Annotated in this window: 18 protein-coding genes; 12 read left to right on the top strand and 6 right to left on the bottom strand. The window is 73.6% G+C overall.

All coding sequences use genetic code 11. The features are described from left to right. Positions 1 to 124: 124 nt before the first annotated feature. Together NUM_RS14380 and NUM_RS14385 are read left to right on the top strand one after the other, a co-directional pair. Positions 125 to 1,312 (top strand): alanine--tRNA ligase-related protein, encoded by a 1,188-nt coding sequence (locus NUM_RS14380; RefSeq protein WP_207125339.1) that lies wholly within the window; start codon positions 125 to 127, stop codon positions 1,310 to 1,312. A 79-nt stretch (positions 1,313 to 1,391) separates the two neighbouring features. Continuing rightward, the gene (locus NUM_RS14385; RefSeq protein ID WP_225918570.1) at positions 1,392 to 2,168 is read left to right on the top strand and encodes a DinB family protein; all 777 of its coding nucleotides are present in this window, start codon (positions 1,392 to 1,394) and stop codon (positions 2,166 to 2,168) included. Between the two features lie 11 nt (positions 2,169 to 2,179). Here the strand turns inward: NUM_RS14385 and NUM_RS14390 are convergent, their stop codons facing one another. After that, entirely contained in the window at positions 2,180 to 2,911 is a 732-nt protein-coding gene (locus tag NUM_RS14390) for a M23 family metallopeptidase (RefSeq protein WP_207125340.1), read from the bottom strand. 320 nt (positions 2,912 to 3,231) lie between these two features. On the opposite strand from NUM_RS14390, the gene NUM_RS14395 reads away from it, so the two are divergent. From NUM_RS14395 to sucD, 4 genes are all read left to right on the top strand, one after another. Beyond that, complete coding sequence (locus NUM_RS14395; protein ID WP_207125341.1) at positions 3,232 to 3,633, top strand: cobalamin B12-binding domain-containing protein; 402 nt, start codon at positions 3,232 to 3,234, stop codon at positions 3,631 to 3,633. A 593-nt stretch (positions 3,634 to 4,226) separates the two neighbouring features. Further along, the gene (locus NUM_RS14400; RefSeq protein WP_207125342.1) at positions 4,227 to 4,820 is read left to right on the top strand and encodes a hypothetical protein; all 594 of its coding nucleotides are present in this window, start codon (positions 4,227 to 4,229) and stop codon (positions 4,818 to 4,820) included. 753 nt (positions 4,821 to 5,573) lie between these two features. After that, positions 5,574 to 6,755, top strand: coding sequence for an ADP-forming succinate--CoA ligase subunit beta (sucC, locus tag NUM_RS14405; RefSeq protein ID WP_207125343.1), 1,182 nt, complete (start codon positions 5,574 to 5,576; stop codon positions 6,753 to 6,755). 1 nt (position 6,756) lies between these two features. Then, on the top strand, positions 6,757 to 7,641 hold the full coding sequence (gene sucD / locus NUM_RS14410) for a succinate--CoA ligase subunit alpha (protein WP_207125344.1): 885 nt from the start codon (positions 6,757 to 6,759) through the stop codon (positions 7,639 to 7,641). Between the two features lie 97 nt (positions 7,642 to 7,738). Here sucD and NUM_RS14415 read toward each other — a convergent pair whose 3' ends face one another. Further along, positions 7,739 to 8,071, bottom strand: a complete 333-nt coding sequence (locus NUM_RS14415) for a CD225/dispanin family protein (protein ID WP_370466989.1) — start codon at positions 8,069 to 8,071, stop codon at positions 7,739 to 7,741. A gap of 235 nt (positions 8,072 to 8,306) precedes the next feature. Between NUM_RS14415 and NUM_RS14420 the strand changes: the two genes are divergently transcribed. Further along, on the top strand, positions 8,307 to 9,776 hold the full coding sequence (locus tag NUM_RS14420) for a cell division protein PerM (RefSeq protein WP_207125346.1): 1,470 nt from the start codon (positions 8,307 to 8,309) through the stop codon (positions 9,774 to 9,776). On the opposite strand, the gene NUM_RS14425 is transcribed toward NUM_RS14420, so the two are convergent. Both NUM_RS14425 and NUM_RS14430 read right to left on the bottom strand, forming a co-directional pair. After that, positions 9,663 to 10,142 carry a CD225/dispanin family protein gene (locus tag NUM_RS14425; protein WP_207125347.1) on the bottom strand — a complete coding sequence of 160 codons (480 nt, stop codon included), beginning with the start codon at positions 10,140 to 10,142 and terminating at the stop codon, positions 9,663 to 9,665. The genes NUM_RS14420 and NUM_RS14425 overlap by 114 nt on opposite strands. A gap of 148 nt (positions 10,143 to 10,290) precedes the next feature. Next, complete coding sequence (locus NUM_RS14430) at positions 10,291 to 11,040, bottom strand: DUF4190 domain-containing protein (protein WP_207125348.1); 750 nt, start codon at positions 11,038 to 11,040, stop codon at positions 10,291 to 10,293. Positions 11,041 to 11,416: 376 nt separating this feature from the next. Between NUM_RS14430 and purN the strand changes: the two genes are divergently transcribed. From purN to NUM_RS14450, 4 genes are all read left to right on the top strand, one after another. Continuing rightward, positions 11,417 to 12,022, top strand: a complete 606-nt coding sequence (purN, locus tag NUM_RS14435; protein ID WP_207125349.1) for a phosphoribosylglycinamide formyltransferase — start codon at positions 11,417 to 11,419, stop codon at positions 12,020 to 12,022. Beyond that, on the top strand, positions 12,019 to 13,575 hold the full coding sequence (gene purH, locus NUM_RS14440; protein WP_225918572.1) for a bifunctional phosphoribosylaminoimidazolecarboxamide formyltransferase/IMP cyclohydrolase: 1,557 nt from the start codon (positions 12,019 to 12,021) through the stop codon (positions 13,573 to 13,575). The genes purN and purH overlap by 4 nt, the downstream gene beginning before the upstream one ends. A 78-nt stretch (positions 13,576 to 13,653) precedes the next feature. Further along, positions 13,654 to 14,469: an alpha/beta fold hydrolase gene (locus NUM_RS14445; protein ID WP_207125350.1), complete on the top strand. Its 816-nt coding sequence runs from the start codon at positions 13,654 to 13,656 to the stop codon at positions 14,467 to 14,469. A 15-nt stretch (positions 14,470 to 14,484) separates the two neighbouring features. Next, complete coding sequence (locus NUM_RS14450) at positions 14,485 to 15,279, top strand: MerR family transcriptional regulator (protein ID WP_207125351.1); 795 nt, start codon at positions 14,485 to 14,487, stop codon at positions 15,277 to 15,279. A 36-nt stretch (positions 15,280 to 15,315) separates the two neighbouring features. Here the strand turns inward: NUM_RS14450 and NUM_RS14455 are convergent, their stop codons facing one another. Then, a complete protein-coding gene (locus NUM_RS14455; RefSeq protein ID WP_207125352.1) occupies positions 15,316 to 16,287 on the bottom strand; it encodes a hydroxyacid dehydrogenase in 972 nt (323 codons plus the stop codon). 14 nt (positions 16,288 to 16,301) lie between these two features. On the opposite strand from NUM_RS14455, the gene NUM_RS14460 reads away from it, so the two are divergent. Continuing rightward, the gene (locus tag NUM_RS14460; protein WP_207125353.1) at positions 16,302 to 17,321 is read left to right on the top strand and encodes a dihydrodipicolinate synthase family protein; all 1,020 of its coding nucleotides are present in this window, start codon (positions 16,302 to 16,304) and stop codon (positions 17,319 to 17,321) included. 179 nt (positions 17,322 to 17,500) lie between these two features. On the opposite strand, the gene NUM_RS14465 is transcribed toward NUM_RS14460, so the two are convergent. Next, a complete protein-coding gene (locus NUM_RS14465) occupies positions 17,501 to 18,268 on the bottom strand; it encodes an amidohydrolase family protein (protein ID WP_207125354.1) in 768 nt (255 codons plus the stop codon). Positions 18,269 to 18,412: the final 144 nt, after the last annotated feature.

Here is an 18,412-nt window from a genome sequence, read left to right on the forward strand (position 1 = left end):
TGCATTCCTCCGGCGACCGGACACGGTCGCCGGATTCGTGTCTTCCTCCAGGCCAGTGGGTCAGGGGATTCCGTGTCGCCGGCGGTGTCCGGTCGCGCCATCCGCGCACCGACGGGAGTCCACAATGGACACAGACTCGATCCTCGACCACGGCACAGAGCGCATCCTCGACACCTACCTCGACTTCTACCGAGACCGCGGCCACCGGGTGCTGCCCGGCGGCACGCTGATCCCGCCGCCGGGCGACCCGGTGCTGTTCACCACCTCCGGCGTGCATCCACTGGTACGGCACCTGGAGACCGGTCACCATCCGCTCGGCGGTCGGCTGGTGAACGTGCAGCGCTGCCTGCGCACCACGGACCTGGACGAGGTGGGCGACGACCGGCACTACACCCTGTTCGAGATGCTCGGCAGCTGGTCGTTCGGCGACTACTCGCACGAGCAGAGCCTGCGCTGGGGGTACGAACTGCTCACCGACGGGTTCGGCCTGAGCCCGGATCGCCTGTACGTCACCGTGTTCGGCGGCACCGGCGAGCTGGGGCCGGACGAGGAGTCGCGGCGCACCTGGACCGAGCTCGGCGTACCGGTGGAGCTCGAAGGAGAGAACTGGTGGTCGCTGGGGGAGACCGGGCCGTGCGGCCCCGACTCCGAGATCCACGTCTGGACCGGTGACGGTCCGCCGACCGGAACGCCCGGCACCGAACCGCGCTGGATGGAGCTGTGGAACCACGTCGAGATGCGGTACCGGCGGCTGCCCGACGGCTCGCTCGAACCGCTGCCGCGGCGCGTGGTGGACACCGGCATGGGCCTGGAGCGCCTGGTGACGCTGCTGAGCGGGGTGCGCACCGGGTACGACACCGACCTGTTCCTGCCGTGGTTGTCGACCGCGCGGCGGCTCTGGGGCGTGCACGGGCGTACCGAACGGGTCGTCAGCGACCACCTGCGCTCGGTCGTCGCGCTGCTCGGCGACGGGGTCCGGCCCGGGCCGACCGGGCGCGGCTACGTGCCGCGCCGGTTGATCCGCCGGGTACTGACCCGGTTGTGGCGAGACGACGACACCCACTCGCTGTCCGAGCTGCCGGACGAGTTGCTCACCGACACGCTGCGGCACTTCCGGCAGCCGCTCGACACCCCGGTACGGGAGGTGCTGCTGGACGAGCAGCGCCGGTTCGGCGAGCTGGTGCGGCGCGGGCGGCGGGTGCTCGGCCGGTACCGGGGGCGGCCGCTGGGCGACGACGACCTGCGCTACCTGCACGACACGCACGGCCTGCCGCCGGAGGTGGTCACCGACCTGTACGAGGAGGTGTCCTGACGGCCGGCCACCCGGCTGCTCGGCCGCGCGGTGCCAGGACGGCGCACCGCGGCCGTGCCGATGGCGGTACCGTCCCGCCATGGTGGAGTACAGGGACGCGGAGCTGGGCGGCTCGCGGTTCGAGCACACCGATCTGCGCGGGGCCGAGTTCCGCGCGGTCGACCTGAGCGGGGCGCGGTTTCGCGCGGTCGCGCTGTCCGGCGTGGTGATGCGCGGGGTCGAGCTGGACGGCGTCGACATCAACGGCGAACTGCGCAACGTCACGATCAACGGGGTGCGGGTCGACGAGTACGTCAGCGCCGAGCTCGACCGGCGGTACCCGGACCGGGTGCGGATGCGTCCGACCGACCCGGCCGGGTTCCGCGCGGCGTGGGATCTGGTGGAACGGCTGTGGGCCGGTACGGTCGAGCGCGCCCGCGGGCTCGATCCGGTGCTGCTGCACGAATCCGTCGACGGCGAGTGGTCGTTCACCGAGACGTTGCGGCATCTGGTGTTCGCCACCGACGCGTGGGTGCGCCGGGCGATCCTCGGCGATCCGGCGCCGTGGGATCCGCTGGACCTGCCGTGGGGCGAGGCGCCGGACATCCCGGGGGTGCCGCGGGACCGGGCCGCCCGGCCGGCGTTGGCCGAGGTGCTGGCGCTGCGCGCGGACCGGATGGCGACGGTGCGGCGGGTGGTCGACGGGCTGACCGACGAGTCGCTGGCCGCCGACACCGAGCCGGTCGCCGGCCCGGGCTGGCCCGAGTCGATCGGCTTCCCGGTGCGCGAGTGCCTGCTGACCGTCCTCAACGAGGAGTGGGAGCACCGGCTGTACGCCGAGCGTGACCTCACCGCGCTGGAGGCCCGGCCGCGCTGAACCGGCGCTCGTCAGCCGCCGGCGAGCAGGTTCAGGCCACTGGCCCGCAGGTACGGCACGGGGTCGAAGGCGACGCCGTTGCGGCGCAGCTCGAAGTGCAGGTGCGGGCCGGTCGAGTCGCCGGTCGAGCCCGAGTACGCGATCAGCTGGCCGCGCGCGACGCGCTGCCCGGTGGAGACCACCACGGACGAGTTGTGACCGTACACAGTGGACAGACCGCCGCCGTCGTCGATCTCGACGCCGTTGCCGTACCCGCCGTCCCAGCCGGCGAGCGTGACCGTGCCGGCGTGCGCCGCGTACACCGGGGTGCCGGTACCGACGGCGAGGTCGACGCCGGGATGGTTGGTGCCCCACCGGGCGCCGAACTGCGAGGTCACCGTGTACCCGTGCACCGGCAGTACCCACGCGACCGGCTTCGCCTTCGGTTTCGCCGATGGGCTCCGGGACGGGCTCGGTGACGGCGACGCCGAGCGCGACGCGCTGGCCGACGGGGACGCGGTACGGGCCCGGCCGCGTGAGGCGCGCTGCTGCGCCGCTCGCTGCCGGTCCGCGGTGGCCGGTGCGGCCGAGGTCTGCGCCGCGGCCGGTGGCCCGGCCGGATGGTCGGCGGCCGCGTACGCCGCGCCGGCGCCCAGCGCGGACGCCACGGTGAGGGTGGCGGCGACGGTCAGGGCACGCCGACCGCGTCGGGGCGGCAGGTGGTGTCGCCCGGTGTCGCGGAACCGCCTCGGCAGCAGCGCCAACGTTCGGTCCTCCAGGGGGTCGTCCGCGGCACCGGGGGTGTGCCGCGAGTCGCCGCGCCGACGGCCAGCGCCGACGCGGCGATCACGGTAAGCACTCGACGCGGTGCGGAGTGTCCGCTTTTGCGTGCGGCATCGGGTCGCGTCATCGGTGCGAGGATCGCTTCGTCGGTATCGAGGTGGTTTGTCCGCTGCGGGAAGCGTCACACTGTGCCGCTCGCCTCCCCGTACGGGCCCGGCGAGGGGCGCTCCGGACGGCCGCGGGGCGCGGTTCGTCCATCGACGGCTTAGGATTCGTTCAGGTCGCAGCGGAGGGACGGACGATGAGTGGACGGATCCGGGTCGTGGTCGCCAAGCCGGGGCTGGACGGGCACGACCGTGGCGCCAAGGTGGTGGCCCGCGCGCTGCGGGACGCCGGCATGGAGGTCGTGTACACCGGGCTGCACCAGACCCCGGAGCAGATCGTCGCGACCGCGTTGCAGGAGGACGCCGACGCGATCGGCCTGTCGGTCCTCTCCGGCGCGCACATGACGCTGTTCGCCAAGCTCGTCGAGCTGCTGGCCGAACGCGACGCGAGCGACATCGTGGTCTTCGGCGGCGGCATCATCCCGGACGCCGACCTGCCCGAACTGGAGCGGATCGGCGTCGCGAAGATCTTCACCCCCGGCGCCAGCACCCAGGCCATCGTCGACTGGGTCAACGGGAACGTGCCGGCGCGCGTCTGACCGTTGCACCACACCGCTCGTACCGGCCCCGCCGGCTGCGGGCGGTTCGCCGTGCGGGCGAACCGGTACGAACTCTCCGTAAAAGTCAATGCGACTGGGCGTTACCTCGATCACGGACCGTCGTTGAGATCAACGTCGGCGTCGAAGCGATTCGGTACCGGCGCGGCAAGACGGCCGATGCCCTGTCGGTCGAGGGGTGGCGGCAGGGCGTCGTGCATAGGGGCCGGGTGTCTGAGGGGTGCACCCGGCCCCTTCTTTCTGCCCTCCGGAGCCTTTCCGCCCTCCGGAGCCACCGGCTTCCCGTCTCCGGGGCCACCCGCTTCTCGTCTCCGGGGCCACCCGCTTCTCGTCTCCGGGGCCACCGGCTTCCTGTCTCCGGGCCACCGGCTTCCTGTCTCCGGGGCCACCGGCTCGCCGCTCCCGGCCACCGGCTTCGCGACGAACCCGCGGGCCGGTTTCCCTTTCCGACCGTTTGCTGGCAAGGTGGGAGAGCCATCCGGCCCGAGCAGCCGCGCCGGTGGCCGCGGGCGACATCGGCCACCCTCGCCGAGGCGCCCGCACACCACGTCCGGTCCGTACAGGAGAATGCGCTCGTGAACGACGCCCCTCGGTACACGACCCGGGTGCCCGCTGGCCGGCCCGTCGTGGTCGAGCCGGACATCCGCCGCATCGCCCGCCGGTACGGCCGGCGGCTCGCCGTCGGCATCGCGATGATGGCGCTGTGGATCGCGCTCGCCGCGATCGGCCTGACCACCGGTGCCTTCGACGTGGACACCCCGACGCTGATCGCCTGGCTGCTCGGTGCGGTCGTGGTGATCATCGGGGTCGTGCTGGTGATCCAGCGCTGGCGCGCCGAGTCGCGCGGACCGCTGCTGGTTGCCGACGAGCAGGGCGTCTGGCTGCGGATGGGCGGCACGATCAAGGTGCGTGGGCTGTTCCTGCCGTGGGACACCGTGGAGAAGGTCGAACTCGTCGAGTACCGCCGGGCCGCCGTGCTGTGCGTGCGCAGCGAGCTGGGCGAGGCCACCGTCCGGCAGAAGTCCGACGACCTGCTGATGGAGGTACGGCGTCGGCGCCGCTGGTGCGACAGCTCGTTCGCGGTGCACGCCTGGTTCACTCGGGCCCAGTTGCCGGACGTGCTCGGCCGTCTGCACTCCCTCGGTGGCGACCGAGTCCGCGCCGAATAGCTCTGGTCGCTGTGGCTGGTGGTGTAAAGGCCACCTCTACCCGCTGAGGTGCACCCCAAGCGGCGGTGCAAAGACCACCTCTGTCCACGGTTTTGACCCCGCGTGGGGGAATGCGAGGAGAGGGCTTCGCCCCCTCCTCGCGCTCCTTCCCCGCCAAGGGGGCCGCCCCCTTGGCCATCCCCGCCCAGCCCCCGGTGAGGATGCCCATCGACGCCGAGCAGCCGACGAAGAAGAACGGGGCCCCGGCCCGGCCTACCCATCACAGCAACGCCCGCGTCGCGTCGTGCACCACACACGGCGGGGGTTGCGTGGCGGGCTAGGCGTCGATAGCAGGCCGCGCCGGTCCCCGTCATTCCGAAGCGGCCAGGCGGTGTCCTACCTGGACACCGGTTCCCGGGCAGGGGATGTCAAGGGGGCGACTGCCCCCTTGATGGGGAGGGGTGTGGGGAGGGGCGAAGCCCGCTCCCCACGGTCCCCCACAAGGGGTCGAAGAGGCGAACAGAGGTGGCCTTTACCCCGCCAGCCCGGGCGCACCTCAGCGCAGAGAGGTGGCCTTTACACCACCAGCAAGAAGCGACCGCCGGCGCGACACGAGCGCTTCGGGAAGCAGCTCAGCGCAAGAGGTGACGTACCAGGCATTGGGGCTACCCGGGCGGGCGTGGGTGGGTCCGCGTCGCTACCCTGCGCCGGTAGAGCGCTGCGGTGGCAGCGGGACAATGACGAACGTCAAGGACGACGGAACGGGACGCGCACGTGGACCTGTACGAGTACCAGGCGCGGGAGCTGTTCGCGCGGCACGGTGTGCCGGTGTTGGACGGCGGCGTCGCTAGCACCCCCGACGAGGCCCGGAAGGTGGCCGAGCAGCTCGGCGGCCGGGTCGTGGTGAAGGCCCAGGTCAAGACCGGTGGCCGGGGCAAGGCTGGTGGCGTCAAGCTCGCCGACGACGCAGCGGACGCGCAGGCTCGCGCGACCGACATCCTCGGTATGGACATCAAGGGTCATACCGTTCACAAGGTGATGCTGGCGGTCACCGCCGACATCGCCGAGGAGTACTACTTCTCGTTCCTGCTCGACCGCGCCAACCGCACCTTCCTGGCGATGTCCAGCGTGCAGGGCGGCATGGAGATCGAGCAGGTCGCCGAGGAGTCGCCGGACAAGGTGGCCAAGGTCGCGATCGACGCCAACGCCGGTGTCGACCGGGCGAAGGCGGACGAGATCGTCGCCGCGACCGGCTTCCCGGCCGAGGTGGCCGACCAGGTCGCCGAGCTGATCATCAAGCTGTGGGCGGCGTTTGTGGCCGAGGACGCCACGCTCGTCGAGGTGAACCCGCTGGCGAAGACCACCGACGGCCGGGTGCTCGCGCTCGACGCGAAGGTGACGCTGGACGAGAACGCCGAGTTCCGCCACCCGGAGCAGGCCGAGCTGGCCGACAGCAGCGCGGTCGACCCGCTGGAGCAGCGGGCGAAGGAGAAGCACCTCAACTACGTCAAGCTCGACGGCGAGGTCGGCATCATCGGCAACGGCGCCGGCCTGGTCATGTCCACCCTGGACGTGGTGGCGTACGCGGGCGAGGACCTGCCGGGTTCGCCCAAGCCGGCGAACTTCCTGGACATCGGCGGCGGCGCCAGCGCCGAGGTGATGGCGAACGGGCTGGAGATCATCCTGTCCGACCCGGCCGTGAAGTCGGTGTTCGTGAACGTGTTCGGCGGCATCACCGCCTGCGACGCGGTCGCGAACGGGATCGTCCAGGCGTTGCAGGTGCTCGCGGACCGCGGCGAGGACGTCAGCAAGCCGCTGGTCGTCCGGCTCGACGGCAACAACGCCGAGGAGGGCCGTCGCATCCTGACGGAGGCGAAGCACCCGCTGGTGCAGCAGGTGGACACCATGGACGGTGCGGCCCGCCGCGCCGCCGAACTCGCCGCGCAGGGGGCCTGAGATGGCGATCTTCCTTACCGAGAACAGCAAGATCATTGTTCAGGGCATCACCGGTTCCGAGGGCACCAAGCACACCAAGAAGATGCTGGCCGCCGGGAGCAACCTGGTCGGTGGCGTGAACCCGCGCAAGGCCGGCCAGAAGGTCGACTTCGACGGTACCGAGCTGCCGGTGTTCGGCACGGTCGCCGAGGCGATGAAGGAGACCGGCGCGGACACGTCGGTCATCTTCGTGCCGCCGAAGTTCGCCAAGGACGCGATCATCGAGGCGGTCGACGCCGAGATCCCGCTCGCGGTGGTCATCACCGAGGGCATCCCGGTGCACGACTCGACCGCGGCCTGGGCGTACGCGACGGCCAAAGGCAACCGGACCCGCATCATCGGCCCGAACTGCCCCGGCGTGGCGAGCCCCGGCAAGTCGTACGCGGGCATCATCCCGGCCAGCATCGCCGGCCCGGGCCGGATCGGCCTGGTGTCCAAGTCGGGCACGCTGACCTACCAGATGATGTACGAGCTGCGTGACATCGGCTTCTCCACCGCGGTCGGCATCGGCGGCGACCCGGTCATCGGGACCACGCACATCGACTGCCTGGCGGCGTTCGAGGCGGACCCGGAGACCGACGCGATCGTGATGATCGGCGAGATCGGCGGCGACGCCGAGGAGCGCGCGGCCGACTACATCAAGGCGCACGTGACGAAGCCGGTCGTCGGTTACGTCGCCGGCTTCACCGCACCGCCCGGCAAGACGATGGGCCACGCGGGCGCGATCATCTCCGGCTCGTCCGGTACCGCCGCGGCGAAGAAGGACGCGCTGGAGGCCGCCGGGGTGAAGGTCGGCAAGACGCCGACCGAGACCGCGAACCTGATGCGCGAGCTGATGCAGAAGTAGCCGTTCGGCGGGCGGCCCCGGTCGCCCGCCCGGACACGGAGAAGGGGCACACCGTCGCGGTGTGCCCCTTCTGCGTCGGTGCCGTTGCTGCGACGACTCAGTAGGTCGCTGCGCTACTGGTCGCTGCCGCGACGACGATGATCCAGATCACGCCGATCACGCACCACAGGCCGATCCAGCAGCAGCCGATGATCGTGGCGAGCTTGGCCCACTTCTTGGCGTCCTCGGACGCGGCGGTGGCGCCCATGTAGTCACCGGCGGCGATCGCGGCGTTGCAGCGGCTGGCGGCCATGATCGCCGGGATGGCGAGCGGCCAGAACAGGAAGATGGCGCCGATCGACCAGCCCATGTGGCTGTTGATGGGCTCCTGGGGCGCGCCAGGCGGGGGTCCCTGCTGGTACCCCGGTGGGGGAGGCATACCCGGCTGCATCGTTCTCCTTAAAGGGTGTGTTGGGTCGGGTGCGGGTCAGCGTAGTGAAGCAACGCCACACCCGGATCACCCTGTCTCGGCATCAGATGATGCCGTACGCACGCAACTTGACTCAGCCATGCGATGCCGATCACGGCGGGTGACGACGGGCCGCTTTTCGGCGCCGATGAGTGCCGCACCGCGTGTCGTGCCGGCGATCCGGCCGCCGATGGTGTTCGGTGAGAAGGCCATGTCCGTGACCGAACCGAGCACCACTCCCGCCGAGGACTCCCCACCCGCGCCGGCGCCCGCCACCCGTACCGATGCCGCGCCGCTCGGGCGTGTCTCGGTGCTCGTCGCGGCCGCCGCGACCGCGGGCTGGGCCGCGCTCGTCTCGTTCGTTCCGCTGCTGGTGCTGGTCCTGCTCGGCTGGCTGCTCGCCGGTGGGGCCGGTGCCGCCACCAGCGCGCTGCGGGTCGCCGGCGCCGCCTGGCTGCTCGCCAACGGCGTGCCGCTGCACACCCCGATCGGGCCGTACGGGCTGGTGCCGCTCGCGCTGACCGCGTTCGTCGCCTGGCGGCTGGTGCGGGCCGGCGGCAACACCGCCCGGGCGCTCGCTGACCGGCGCGCCGCACTGCTCGGCGCGGTCGGCGTCGCCGCCGGGTACGGGCTGCTCGCCGCGCTGCTGGCGCTGCTGGTGTCCGGACCGGACGTGTCGGTGTCGGCGCCCCGCGCGTTCCTCACCGCCGGTGGGTTGGCGCTGGTCTGCGCGGTGTCCGGAGCGGCACACCGCAGCGGCATGCTCCGGCACATCGCCGGCCAGTTCTCCCCGGCGGTCCGGGCCGGGTTGCGCTCCGGCGCGTTCGCCGCCGTGACCCTGCTCGGCCTCGGCGCGTTCACCGCCGGCGGTTCGCTCGCCTGGCACGCCGATCGTGCCGCCGACACGTTCCGCGCGTACCAGGCGGGGCCGGTCGGCGACATCGGCCTGGCGCTGCTCTGCCTGCTGTACGCGCCGACCGTGTCGGTGTGGGCAGTGGCCTACCTGTCCGGTCCGGGCTTCGCCTTCGGTACCCACACCGCGGTCGGCATCGGCGGCGTGCACCTCGGACCGGTGCCGGCGATACCGCTGCTAGCCGGGCTGCCGACGAGCGCCGCGCCGACCGCCGGCGCGCTGCTGCTCGGGCTGCCGCTGCTGGTCGGTGTGGCGACCGGTTGGCTCGTCGCGCGCCGCGACACCGGTCCCGGGTTGACCCCGCTGGTGTTCGCCACGGCGCTGTCCGGCGCGGTGGCGGGCGCGCTGTTCGCGGTGGCCGGTGCGCTGTCGGCCGGCAGCCTCGGCGGCGGCCGGCTCGCCATGATCGGGCCGTCCTGGTGGCAGCTCGGCCTGGCGGTCGCCGGCCTGGTCGGTGTCGCCGCGATGGCCGCCGGGCTCACCGCCCGGACGGTCGCCCGGGTCCGTCCGCACCGGACGCCGGCCGGCGGCACCCGGCTGGGCCCCACCCCGACGCCGGACGCGAGCCCGTCCGCGCCCGATGGCGGCCCGTCCGCGGGCGGCAGCGCCGGCCCGGCCACCGACGGCACCGGGCCGTCCGCGCCGACCGGCGCGGACGGGTCACGGGACGGGAAGGCCGATGGCGCGCAGCAGCCAGCGGCCGACCCCGCAGCACACCACCAGGGCCCAGCAGATCGGCCCGGCGACGACGGCGGCGCGGGTCCAGCGACGTGACTCCTTCGCGTTGTCCTGCGCGACGCCGAGCTGACCCGCCCGGTACGCGATCCGGGCCCGCCGGGCATCGATCGTCGCCGGCAGCGCGAACGGCGGGAACAGCAGGAACATCGCGATCGCGACGCCCAGGTTGGCGCTGAACGACGCCTCGGCGGGCGGCACGGTGCCCGGCTGCGGCGGCGGCCCCGGCTGTGGTCCCGGCGCGGGCTGCGGGGCGGCGTACGGCTGGCTCATCGGCGGCGGGGAATCCTGCAGCGGCGGCAGCACCTCGCCCTCCAGCACCGGCTCGGGCCGGGGCTGCGGCGGCACCGGGGGACGCTGCGGCGCGGGGCCGCGCGACGGGTCGGGCTGGCCGGGCTGCGTCATCGGCTCCTCGCAAAGCTTCGCTCGATGCGCGAAAGCTTAGCGACCCGGCGCCCGACGATCGCTCGGCGGCCGTGCGGAATCCGGCGGCCCGGGCCGACCGGATCGGACGGCCGGGCGGGCGGCGGCGCCACCCACCCGGCCGGCCGGGTCACCGTTCGTTCTGGACGTTCTGCACCCAGTTGGCGCTGACGCCGGTGATCACCAGGATGATCTGGACGACGAAGATCGCGGCGCCGATGATGCCGAGGATCAGGCCGACGGTGCCCATCGTCTTGTTGCTGGCCTGCCCGTTGTCGGCCTTCTTGCGGCCGAGTATGCCGAGCACGATCGCCGGCACCCCGGCCCAGATGCCGGCGTAGAAGCAGCAGATCACGATCGACACGATGCCGGCGATCATCGCCAGCAGGTTCAGCACGTTGCCGCTGGTGTCCGGCTCCCCATCACCCTGGTACGGCGGGGGCGGTGGCGGCACGCCGGGGCCGCCGGGCGCGCCGTAGCCGGGTTGCTGGCCGTACTCGCCGGGCTGGCCGTACGGTGCGCCCGACGGCTGGCCGTACGGTGGGCCGGACGGTTGCCCGTACTCGCCGGGCGGCGGCGCGGACGGCTGGCCGTACTCGCCGGGCTGGCCCGGGTAGCCGCCAGGCGGGCCGCTGGGCTGTCCCGGGTAGCCGCCGGGCGGGCCGGACGGTTGGCCGTAGGGCGGGCCGGATGGCTGCCCCGGCTGGTCGGGATAGCCGCCGCCGGGTGGACCGGACGGCGGGCCGGGCCGACCGCCCGGTGGCTGGTCGGGCGGGCCGCCGTAGCTCGGCTCGGGGCCGGGCCGGCCGCCGGGGTATCCGCCGTGGTCCGGGTCCTCCGGCTCGCCCGGACCGCGCGGTGGTGGCGGTGGGTAGGTCACGGTGCTGGTCCCCCCTCGTCCGGTCACTGCCTGCCGGCGGCGACCGTGCACGTTGTCTCCGAACCCCCAGTCTTACCGGCCGGACGTGCGTGATGCGGCCGGACGGGCGAATTGCGCCAGTCCGGGTTGCCGGACTCGGCGCCGGCGACCGGGTGAGGTGCTGCGGCCACCGCCGGTGCCCGGCCGGTGCGGGTGCACGACCGGGCGTGAACCGGCCGCCGGCCGCGCGTGGGGCGCCGGGCCGTACCGGCTATCGTGTGGGCGTCGCCGCTGCTGAGGGCGGTCAGCCGGGCGACGTTGCGCGGACCGCTGGGGCGCGGTCCGGGTCGATCTCACCGACGCGATGGCGCGGTCGAAACCGCCGGAGGAGTAGCGCGTGGCAGCTCGCCTCGTCGTCCTGGTGTCCGGAGCGGGGTCCAACCTGCAGGCGTTGCTCGACGCCTGCGCCGACCCGGGGTACGGCGCGACCGTGGTGGCGGTCGGTGCCGACCGGCCGGGTGTCGAGGGGCTGGCCCGGGGCGCCCGCGCCGGCGCCGACACGTTCGTCGCCCGGGTCGGCGACTTTCCCGACCGGGCCGCCTGGGACGTGGCGCTGACCGAGCAGGTCGCCAAGTACGAGCCGGATCTGGTGGTCTCGGCCGGCTTCCTGAAGCTCGTCGGGCCGGCGTTCCTGGCCGCGTTCGGCGGCCGGTACCTGAACACGCACAACGCGCTGCTGCCGGCGTTCCCCGGCATCCACGGGCCGCGGGATGCCCTCGCGTACGGTGTCAAACTCGCCGGTGCCACGTTGTTCCTGGTGGACGAGGGTGTGGACACCGGCGCGATCATCGCCCAGGTGGCGGTCCCGGTGCTCGACGACGACACCGAGGACACCCTGTCCGAACGCATCAAGCAGGCCGAACGGCCGCAGCTGGTGGAGTACGTCGGCCGGATGGTCCGGGAGGGCTGGACGGTCACCGGAAGAAAGGTCACCGTTCCGTGAGCGACATCGCGAGGAAGCCGATCCGGCGCGCGCTGGTCAGCGTGTACGACAAGACCGGGCTGGAGGAGCTGGCGAGGGCGCTGGCCGACGCCGGTGTGGAGATCGTCTCGACCGGCAACAGTGCCCGCACGATCTCCTCGTACGGCGTGCCGGTGACGCCGATCGAGCAGCTCACCGGGTTCCCGGAGTGCCTGGACGGGCGGGTCAAGACGCTGCACCCGAAGGTGCACGCCGGCCTGCTCGCCGACGTCCGGCGCGACGAGCACGTCAAGCAGCTGGCCGAGCTCGGCGTCGAGCCGTTCGACCTGCTGGTGAGCAACCTGTACCCGTTCCGGCAGACGGTGACCTCGGGCGCGTCGTTCGACGAGTGCATCGAGCAGATCGACATCGGCGGCCCGGCCATGGTGCGTTCCTCGGCGAAGAACCACGCGAACGTCGCGGTGGTCGTCTCGCCGGAGCTGTACCCGGAGCTGATCGAGGCGATCGCGGCCGGCGGCACCACGGCCGAGCAGCGCCAGCGGTACGCGCTGGGCGCCTTCCGGCACACCGCCTCGTACGACGTGGCGGTGGCGGCCTGGCTGGGCGGCCAGACCGAGCAGGGCTTCCCCGGCTGGACCGGTGCCACCTGGGAGCTCGCCACCACCCTGCGGTACGGGGAGAACCCGCACCAGCAGGCCGCGCTCTACACGCACTGGCGGCCGGGGCTGGCACACGCCGAGCAGCTGCACGGCAAGGAGATGTCGTACAACAACTACACCGACACGGACGCGGCGTGGCGGGCGGCGCACGACTTCACCGAGCCGTGCGTGGCGATCATCAAGCACGCCAACCCGTGCGGCATCGCGATCGGCGCCGACGTGGCCGACGCGTACGCGAAGGCGCAGGCCTGTGACCCGCTCTCGGCGTACGGCGGGGTCATCGCGGCGAACACGACCGTCACCGAGCCGATGGCCCGTCACATCGCCGAGGCGAGCTTCGCCGAGGTGGTCGCCGCGCCGGACTTCGAGCCGGCCGCGGTCGAGGTGCTGAGCAACCGGTGGAAGAACGTCCGGCTGCTGAAGGTGCCGGCCGAGGCGGCGCCGGACCCGGTCGAGTTCCACGGCATCTCCGGCGGCGTGCTGATGCAGACCGTCGACCGGATCGACGCGCCGGGCGACGACCCGGCGAACTGGACCCTCGCCGCCGGTGAACCGGCCGACGAGGCGACGCTCGCGGACCTGGCGTTCGCCTGGCGGGCGATCCGCGCGGTCAAGTCGAACGCGATCCTGCTCGCCCACGACCGGGCCACCACCGGCGTCGGGATGGGCCAGGTGAACCGGGTCGACTCGGCGCGCCTCGCGGTGCAGCGGGCCGGTGCCGAGCGGGCCGCCGCGTCGGTGGGCGCCTCGGACGCGTTCTTCCCGTTCCCGGACGGGCTGGAGGTGCTGGCCGAGGCCGGCGTGCGCGCCGTGGTCGAGCCGGGCGGGTCGAAGCGCGACCCGGAGGCGATCGCCGCCGCGAAGGCCGCCGGCGTCACCCTCTACTTCACCGGTACCCGCCACTTCTTCCACTGATCGCCGGCGCCGCCGGTCACCCACCTCGCATCCGGCGGGGTTGACCCTGACGCAGGGTCAACCCCGCAGGATGGCGGCATGGACAGCCACCTCGCCGGAGCGCAGGCACCGAGCCCCTTCACCGTCGACCACGACGGCGTCACCATCGCCGCCGCCCGGGGCGGCGCCGGCCGCCCGCTGGTCCTGTGCCCGGGACTGAACGCCACGCAGGCAGATCTCGCCGAGCTGGCGGGCGCCCTGCGCCGGCACGTCGACCTGGTCACCTTCGACCTGCGCGGTCACGGCCGCTCGTCGGCCGCCGCCGACTACTCCGTCGCCGCGTTCGGTCGCGACCTGGCCGCCGTACTGGCCGCGGCCGGACCGATGGCGACCGCGCCGGTGCTCGTCGGGTACTCGATGGGTGCGGACCTGGCCGTGCGCCACGCCGCCGAACATCCCGGCGCGGTGGCCGGGCTGGTACTGCTGGACGGGGCGAACCCGGTGCCGGAACCGGTCGTGACCGAGCCGGTTGCCGCGCTGCTCCGGGCCGCCTGGACGGAGCTGGCGGTACGGCAGGCCGGTCGGGACCGCGCGCACCGGGTGGTGTTGACCGCCGAGGAGATCCTCGACCTCAACGTGGAGATCGACGGGGTGCGCGCCACGATCCTCGACCGGTACCGCCGGATCGACGTGCCGGTCAGCATGATCATGTCGACCGCGATGGCGGGCGACGCCGCCGACGACCACGTCGCGCGGCTCAACGAGAACTGGCGGGCCGGGGTCGGGCGGCTGGTCCGCGAGCGCCCCGGGGTCGACCTGCATTGGGTCGAGGCCGATCACGGTCTCGTCTTCAGCCACCCCGCCGAGATCGTGCGGATCATGCTGGGTACGCCGGCCGTCGGGTCGACCGGCTGACCAACGGGGGCCACGGTGTTGACCATCGGTGAGCTGGCGGCGTACGCCGGCGTGACCGTCCGTGCGGTCCGCCACTACCACGCGAGGGGGCTGCTGCCGGAACCGGAGCGGGACGGCTCCGGCTACCGCCGGTACGACGCCGGCGCCGTGGTCGAGTTGATCAGAATCCGGACGCTGGCCGAGGCCGGCGTCCCGCTGGCCCGCGTCGATGAGCTGCTGCGCGCCGACGGGCCCGGTTTCGCGGCCGCGATCGCGGAGATCGACACCAGGCTCGATGCCGAGATCCAGCGGCTGCGCCGGCACCGGGAACACCTCGCCCGGCTCGCCGCCGGTGACGGCCTGACGCTGCGGCCCGAGGTGGTCGACCATCTCGACCGGATGCGGGCGCTGGGCATCGACGAGCGGATCGTCCGGGCCGAGCGGGACGGCTGGATCCTGCTCGACGCCCAGTCGCCCGAACGGGTCCCGGACTGGATCGCCGGCAAGTCCGAGCAGCTCGCCGACCCGCGGTTCGTCGGGTTCTACCGCACCCTGGGCCGCGCGCTGGACCAGCCCGCCGACGCGCCCCTGGCGGCCCTCGCCGACGAGCTGGCCGACCACCTCGGCCAGCTGGGTGAGGGGTACGTCGACGACCTCGGCGTCGAGCCGACGATGGTACGGCTGATGGACGCGCTGGCGTTCGACACCGTGCCGGCCGCCCGCCGGCTGATCGCGCTGCTGCGGCAACGCGGCTGGACCGGCTGGACCCGGCTGGAACAGCGCGATCCGCCCGCCGCCGGACACCGCGACACCGGCCCCGGCACCGGTTAGCGCCACCTGGCACCGGGGACCGAGCCGGGCGCGCGGTCAGCCCATCCGGTCGAGGTCGGCGGGGGTGACCTCGTGTTCCAGCGGGCGGCCGGACCGGTAGCGGTCGATCTCGGCGAGGACGATGTCGCCCTGGCGGCGCCGGCCCTCGACCGTCCCGGCGGCCTGGTGCGGGGTGAGCAGCACGTTGCGCAGGCCGCGCAGCGGGTGGTCGGCGGGCAGCGGTTCGGCGTCGTACACGTCGATCGCGGCGTCGAGCCGGCCGGTGGCCAGCTCGGCGAGCAGCGCGTGCTCGTCCACCAGCCAGGACCGGGCGGTGTTGACCAGGCCGGCACCGTCCGGCATCAGCGCCAGCTCCCGGGCGCCGATCAGGTGCCGCGTCTCCGGCAGTACCGGGGCGTGCAGGACGACGATCCGCGAGGAACGCAGCAGCGTGTCCAGGTCGGTACGGCGTACCCCGAGCGCGGCGGCGTCCGCCTCGGTGAGCAGCGGGTCCGCGACCGACACCGTGGCGCCGAGCGCCCGGGCCATCGCGATGTACGCCCGGCCGGTACGGGAGGCGCCGACGACCCCGATCGGGCAGCCGGCGATCTCGTGCCGGGCCGGGGCGCCCGATGCCTCGTCCCAGCCGGTACCGGCGTGCAACGCGTGGTCGAACCGGGGCAACTGGTGCAGCAGCGCCAGGGTGAACGCGAGCGCCACCTCGCCGACCGCCGGCGCCATCGCCTGCCCGGCCTGGGTCACCCGGACGCCCCGGTCGAACAGCTCGTCGGTGACGAAGAACTTGACGGTGGCGCCGGTGTGCGCCACCAGCCGCAGCCGCGGCGCGAGGTCCAGCAGCTCGGCGGACAGCCGCGGCTGACCCCAGCTGGTCACCAGGATCTCCGTGCCGGGCAGCGCCGCGGCGAGCCCGGTATGGTCGTCCACCAGCCGGAATCCGGGCAGCCCGGCCGGGAAGAACTGGCGACGCAGCGCGGGGGACACGCTCACCAGCACCGGATGGTCGATCATCGTGCTCCCTTCGGATGGCAGGATTCGGGCAGGACACGTCCGGGGACCTGGAGGGGGAGCGGGTGGGCGACGAGCTGGCCGACACGACGCCGCGGCTGACCGAGGCGATCCGCGGTCGGTTGATCGCCGCGCCGGTGACCCCGATGGACGAATCGGCGCACATCGCCCCCACCGACCTCGACCGGTACGCGGCGGCCATCGCCGGCGCGGTCGACGGCGTCTGCGTCTGGGCGCACACCGCCCGTGGCCTGGAGCTCACCGACACCCAGCGGGACGCGGTACTCGCCGCGTTCCGGGCCGCGACCGACGGGCCGCTGCTCGCCGCGGTCGGTCCGCCGGCGGGCACCGGCGACGACTTCGCCAGCCAGTGCGCCGCGACCGCCCGGCTGGCCGAGCGGGCCGCGGCCGGCGGCGCGGACGCGCTGATGGTCTACCCGGTGTCGAGCCTGCGCGCACCGCAGACCCGGGCGGAGCGGACGATCCGGCTGCACGCCGAGGTGGCCGCCGCGGCCGGGTTGCCGGTGACCGGCTTCCTGCTGTACCCGGAGGCGGGTGGGGTCAGCTACCCGCCGGCGCTGCTGACCGAGCTGGCGGCGCGGCCGGAGGTGTTCGGCGTCAAGCTGGCCACCCTGTACGACGCGGTGGCCTGCCAGGACGCGATCGCGGCGATCCATGCCGGCGGTGCGCTCGCGATCACCGGCGAGGACCGCATGTTCGGCCCGTCGCTGCTGTGGGGCGCGGATGCCGCGCTGGTCGGTGTGGCGGCCGCGGTCGCCGAGCTGTCCGCCCGGCTGGTGCACGCCTGGTTCGCCGGCGAGACGGCGGCGTTCGTGGTGGCGGCGCGGCGGCTGGACCGGTTCGCCGCCGCGGTGTTCCGCGACCCGATGGACGGGTACGTGCAGCGCATGCTCTGGGCGGCCGAGCGCGAGGGCATCATCCCGGCGGCGTCGGCGCACGACCCGCACGGGGTCCGGCCGGACCCGGCCGAGCGCGCCGCCGTCGCCGCCGCCTACCGGGACGCGGTCGGCGGCTGACCGCCGGCGCGCGGCAGCTCCACCGGGGCACTCGCCGCCGGCCACCCCGCTGCGGCCCGCGGCGGCCCCACCTGGGCAGTCACCGCCGGCCACCGCGCTGGGGTCGGCGGCGGCCTCACCGGGGCGGTCATCGCCGGCCACCCCGCTGCGGTCCGCGGCGGCGCCCGGAATGCGGTCCGTCACCGGGCGGCGTACGCGGCTTCGGCCGGTGCGGTGAGGTCGAACAGCGCCGCGGCGTTGCGCCAGTACAGCGCCTCGGCGGTGGCCGGGTCCAGCGCGGCGTCCTCGACCAGGCCGAACGAGACCGCCGGGTCGATCAGCGTGGCGTCGGTGCCGAACAGCAGCTGGCCGGCCGGTACCCGGGCGGCGACGTGCGCGACCTGGCCGGCGTCGGTGATCGAGCAGGACGGTTCCAGGTACAGCCGGTCGCAGTCGCGGGCGGCCTCGGCGGCGAGGTCCCACCGGTTCGCGCCCATGTGCGCGGCGATCACCCGCAGCCGCGGGTTCGCGGCGAGGAGCCTGGGCAGGTCGAGCACGTCGCCGCCCCAGGTGTGGATCAGGATCGTCGCCGCGTACTCGTTCAGCAGCGCGAACGTGTCGCGCATCTGCGGCGAGGAGATCTCCCGGCGCGGGTACCCGGTGTGGATCTTGACGCCGCAGAACAGCCCCGATCCGGCGTACCGCCGCAGGTCGGCCTCGGTGGCGGCCGGATCGTTCGGGTTCGCCACGAGGTAGCCGCGCAGCCGCGGGTTCGCGGCGAGGATCTCGGCCAGCCTGGCGTTGCCGCCGGGCGCGTCGTAGGTGACCGCCTCGGACGCGGAGACGATCTGCAGGCTGATGCCCCACTCGTCCATCACCCGCAGGTTCTCGGCCACGTCGCCGATGTCCATCGCGAAGAACCACGGACCCCAGTGCCCGTGCACGTCGATCACCGGATGGTTCTTCACTGCTTCTCCAGAAGGTCGTGCAGGGTACCGCCGGTGACGGCGGCCCAGTCGGCGTCGGACAGCCGGGCGTGCCGCATCCGCAGCACCGCCGGCGAGGTGTCGTGCAGCGGGGTACGCGAGCCGAACGCGAGATGGTCGGCGCCG

The organism is Actinocatenispora comari (assembly GCF_017312725.1).
GTDB classification, from domain to species: Bacteria; Actinomycetota; Actinomycetes; order Mycobacteriales; family Micromonosporaceae; genus Actinocatenispora; species Actinocatenispora comari.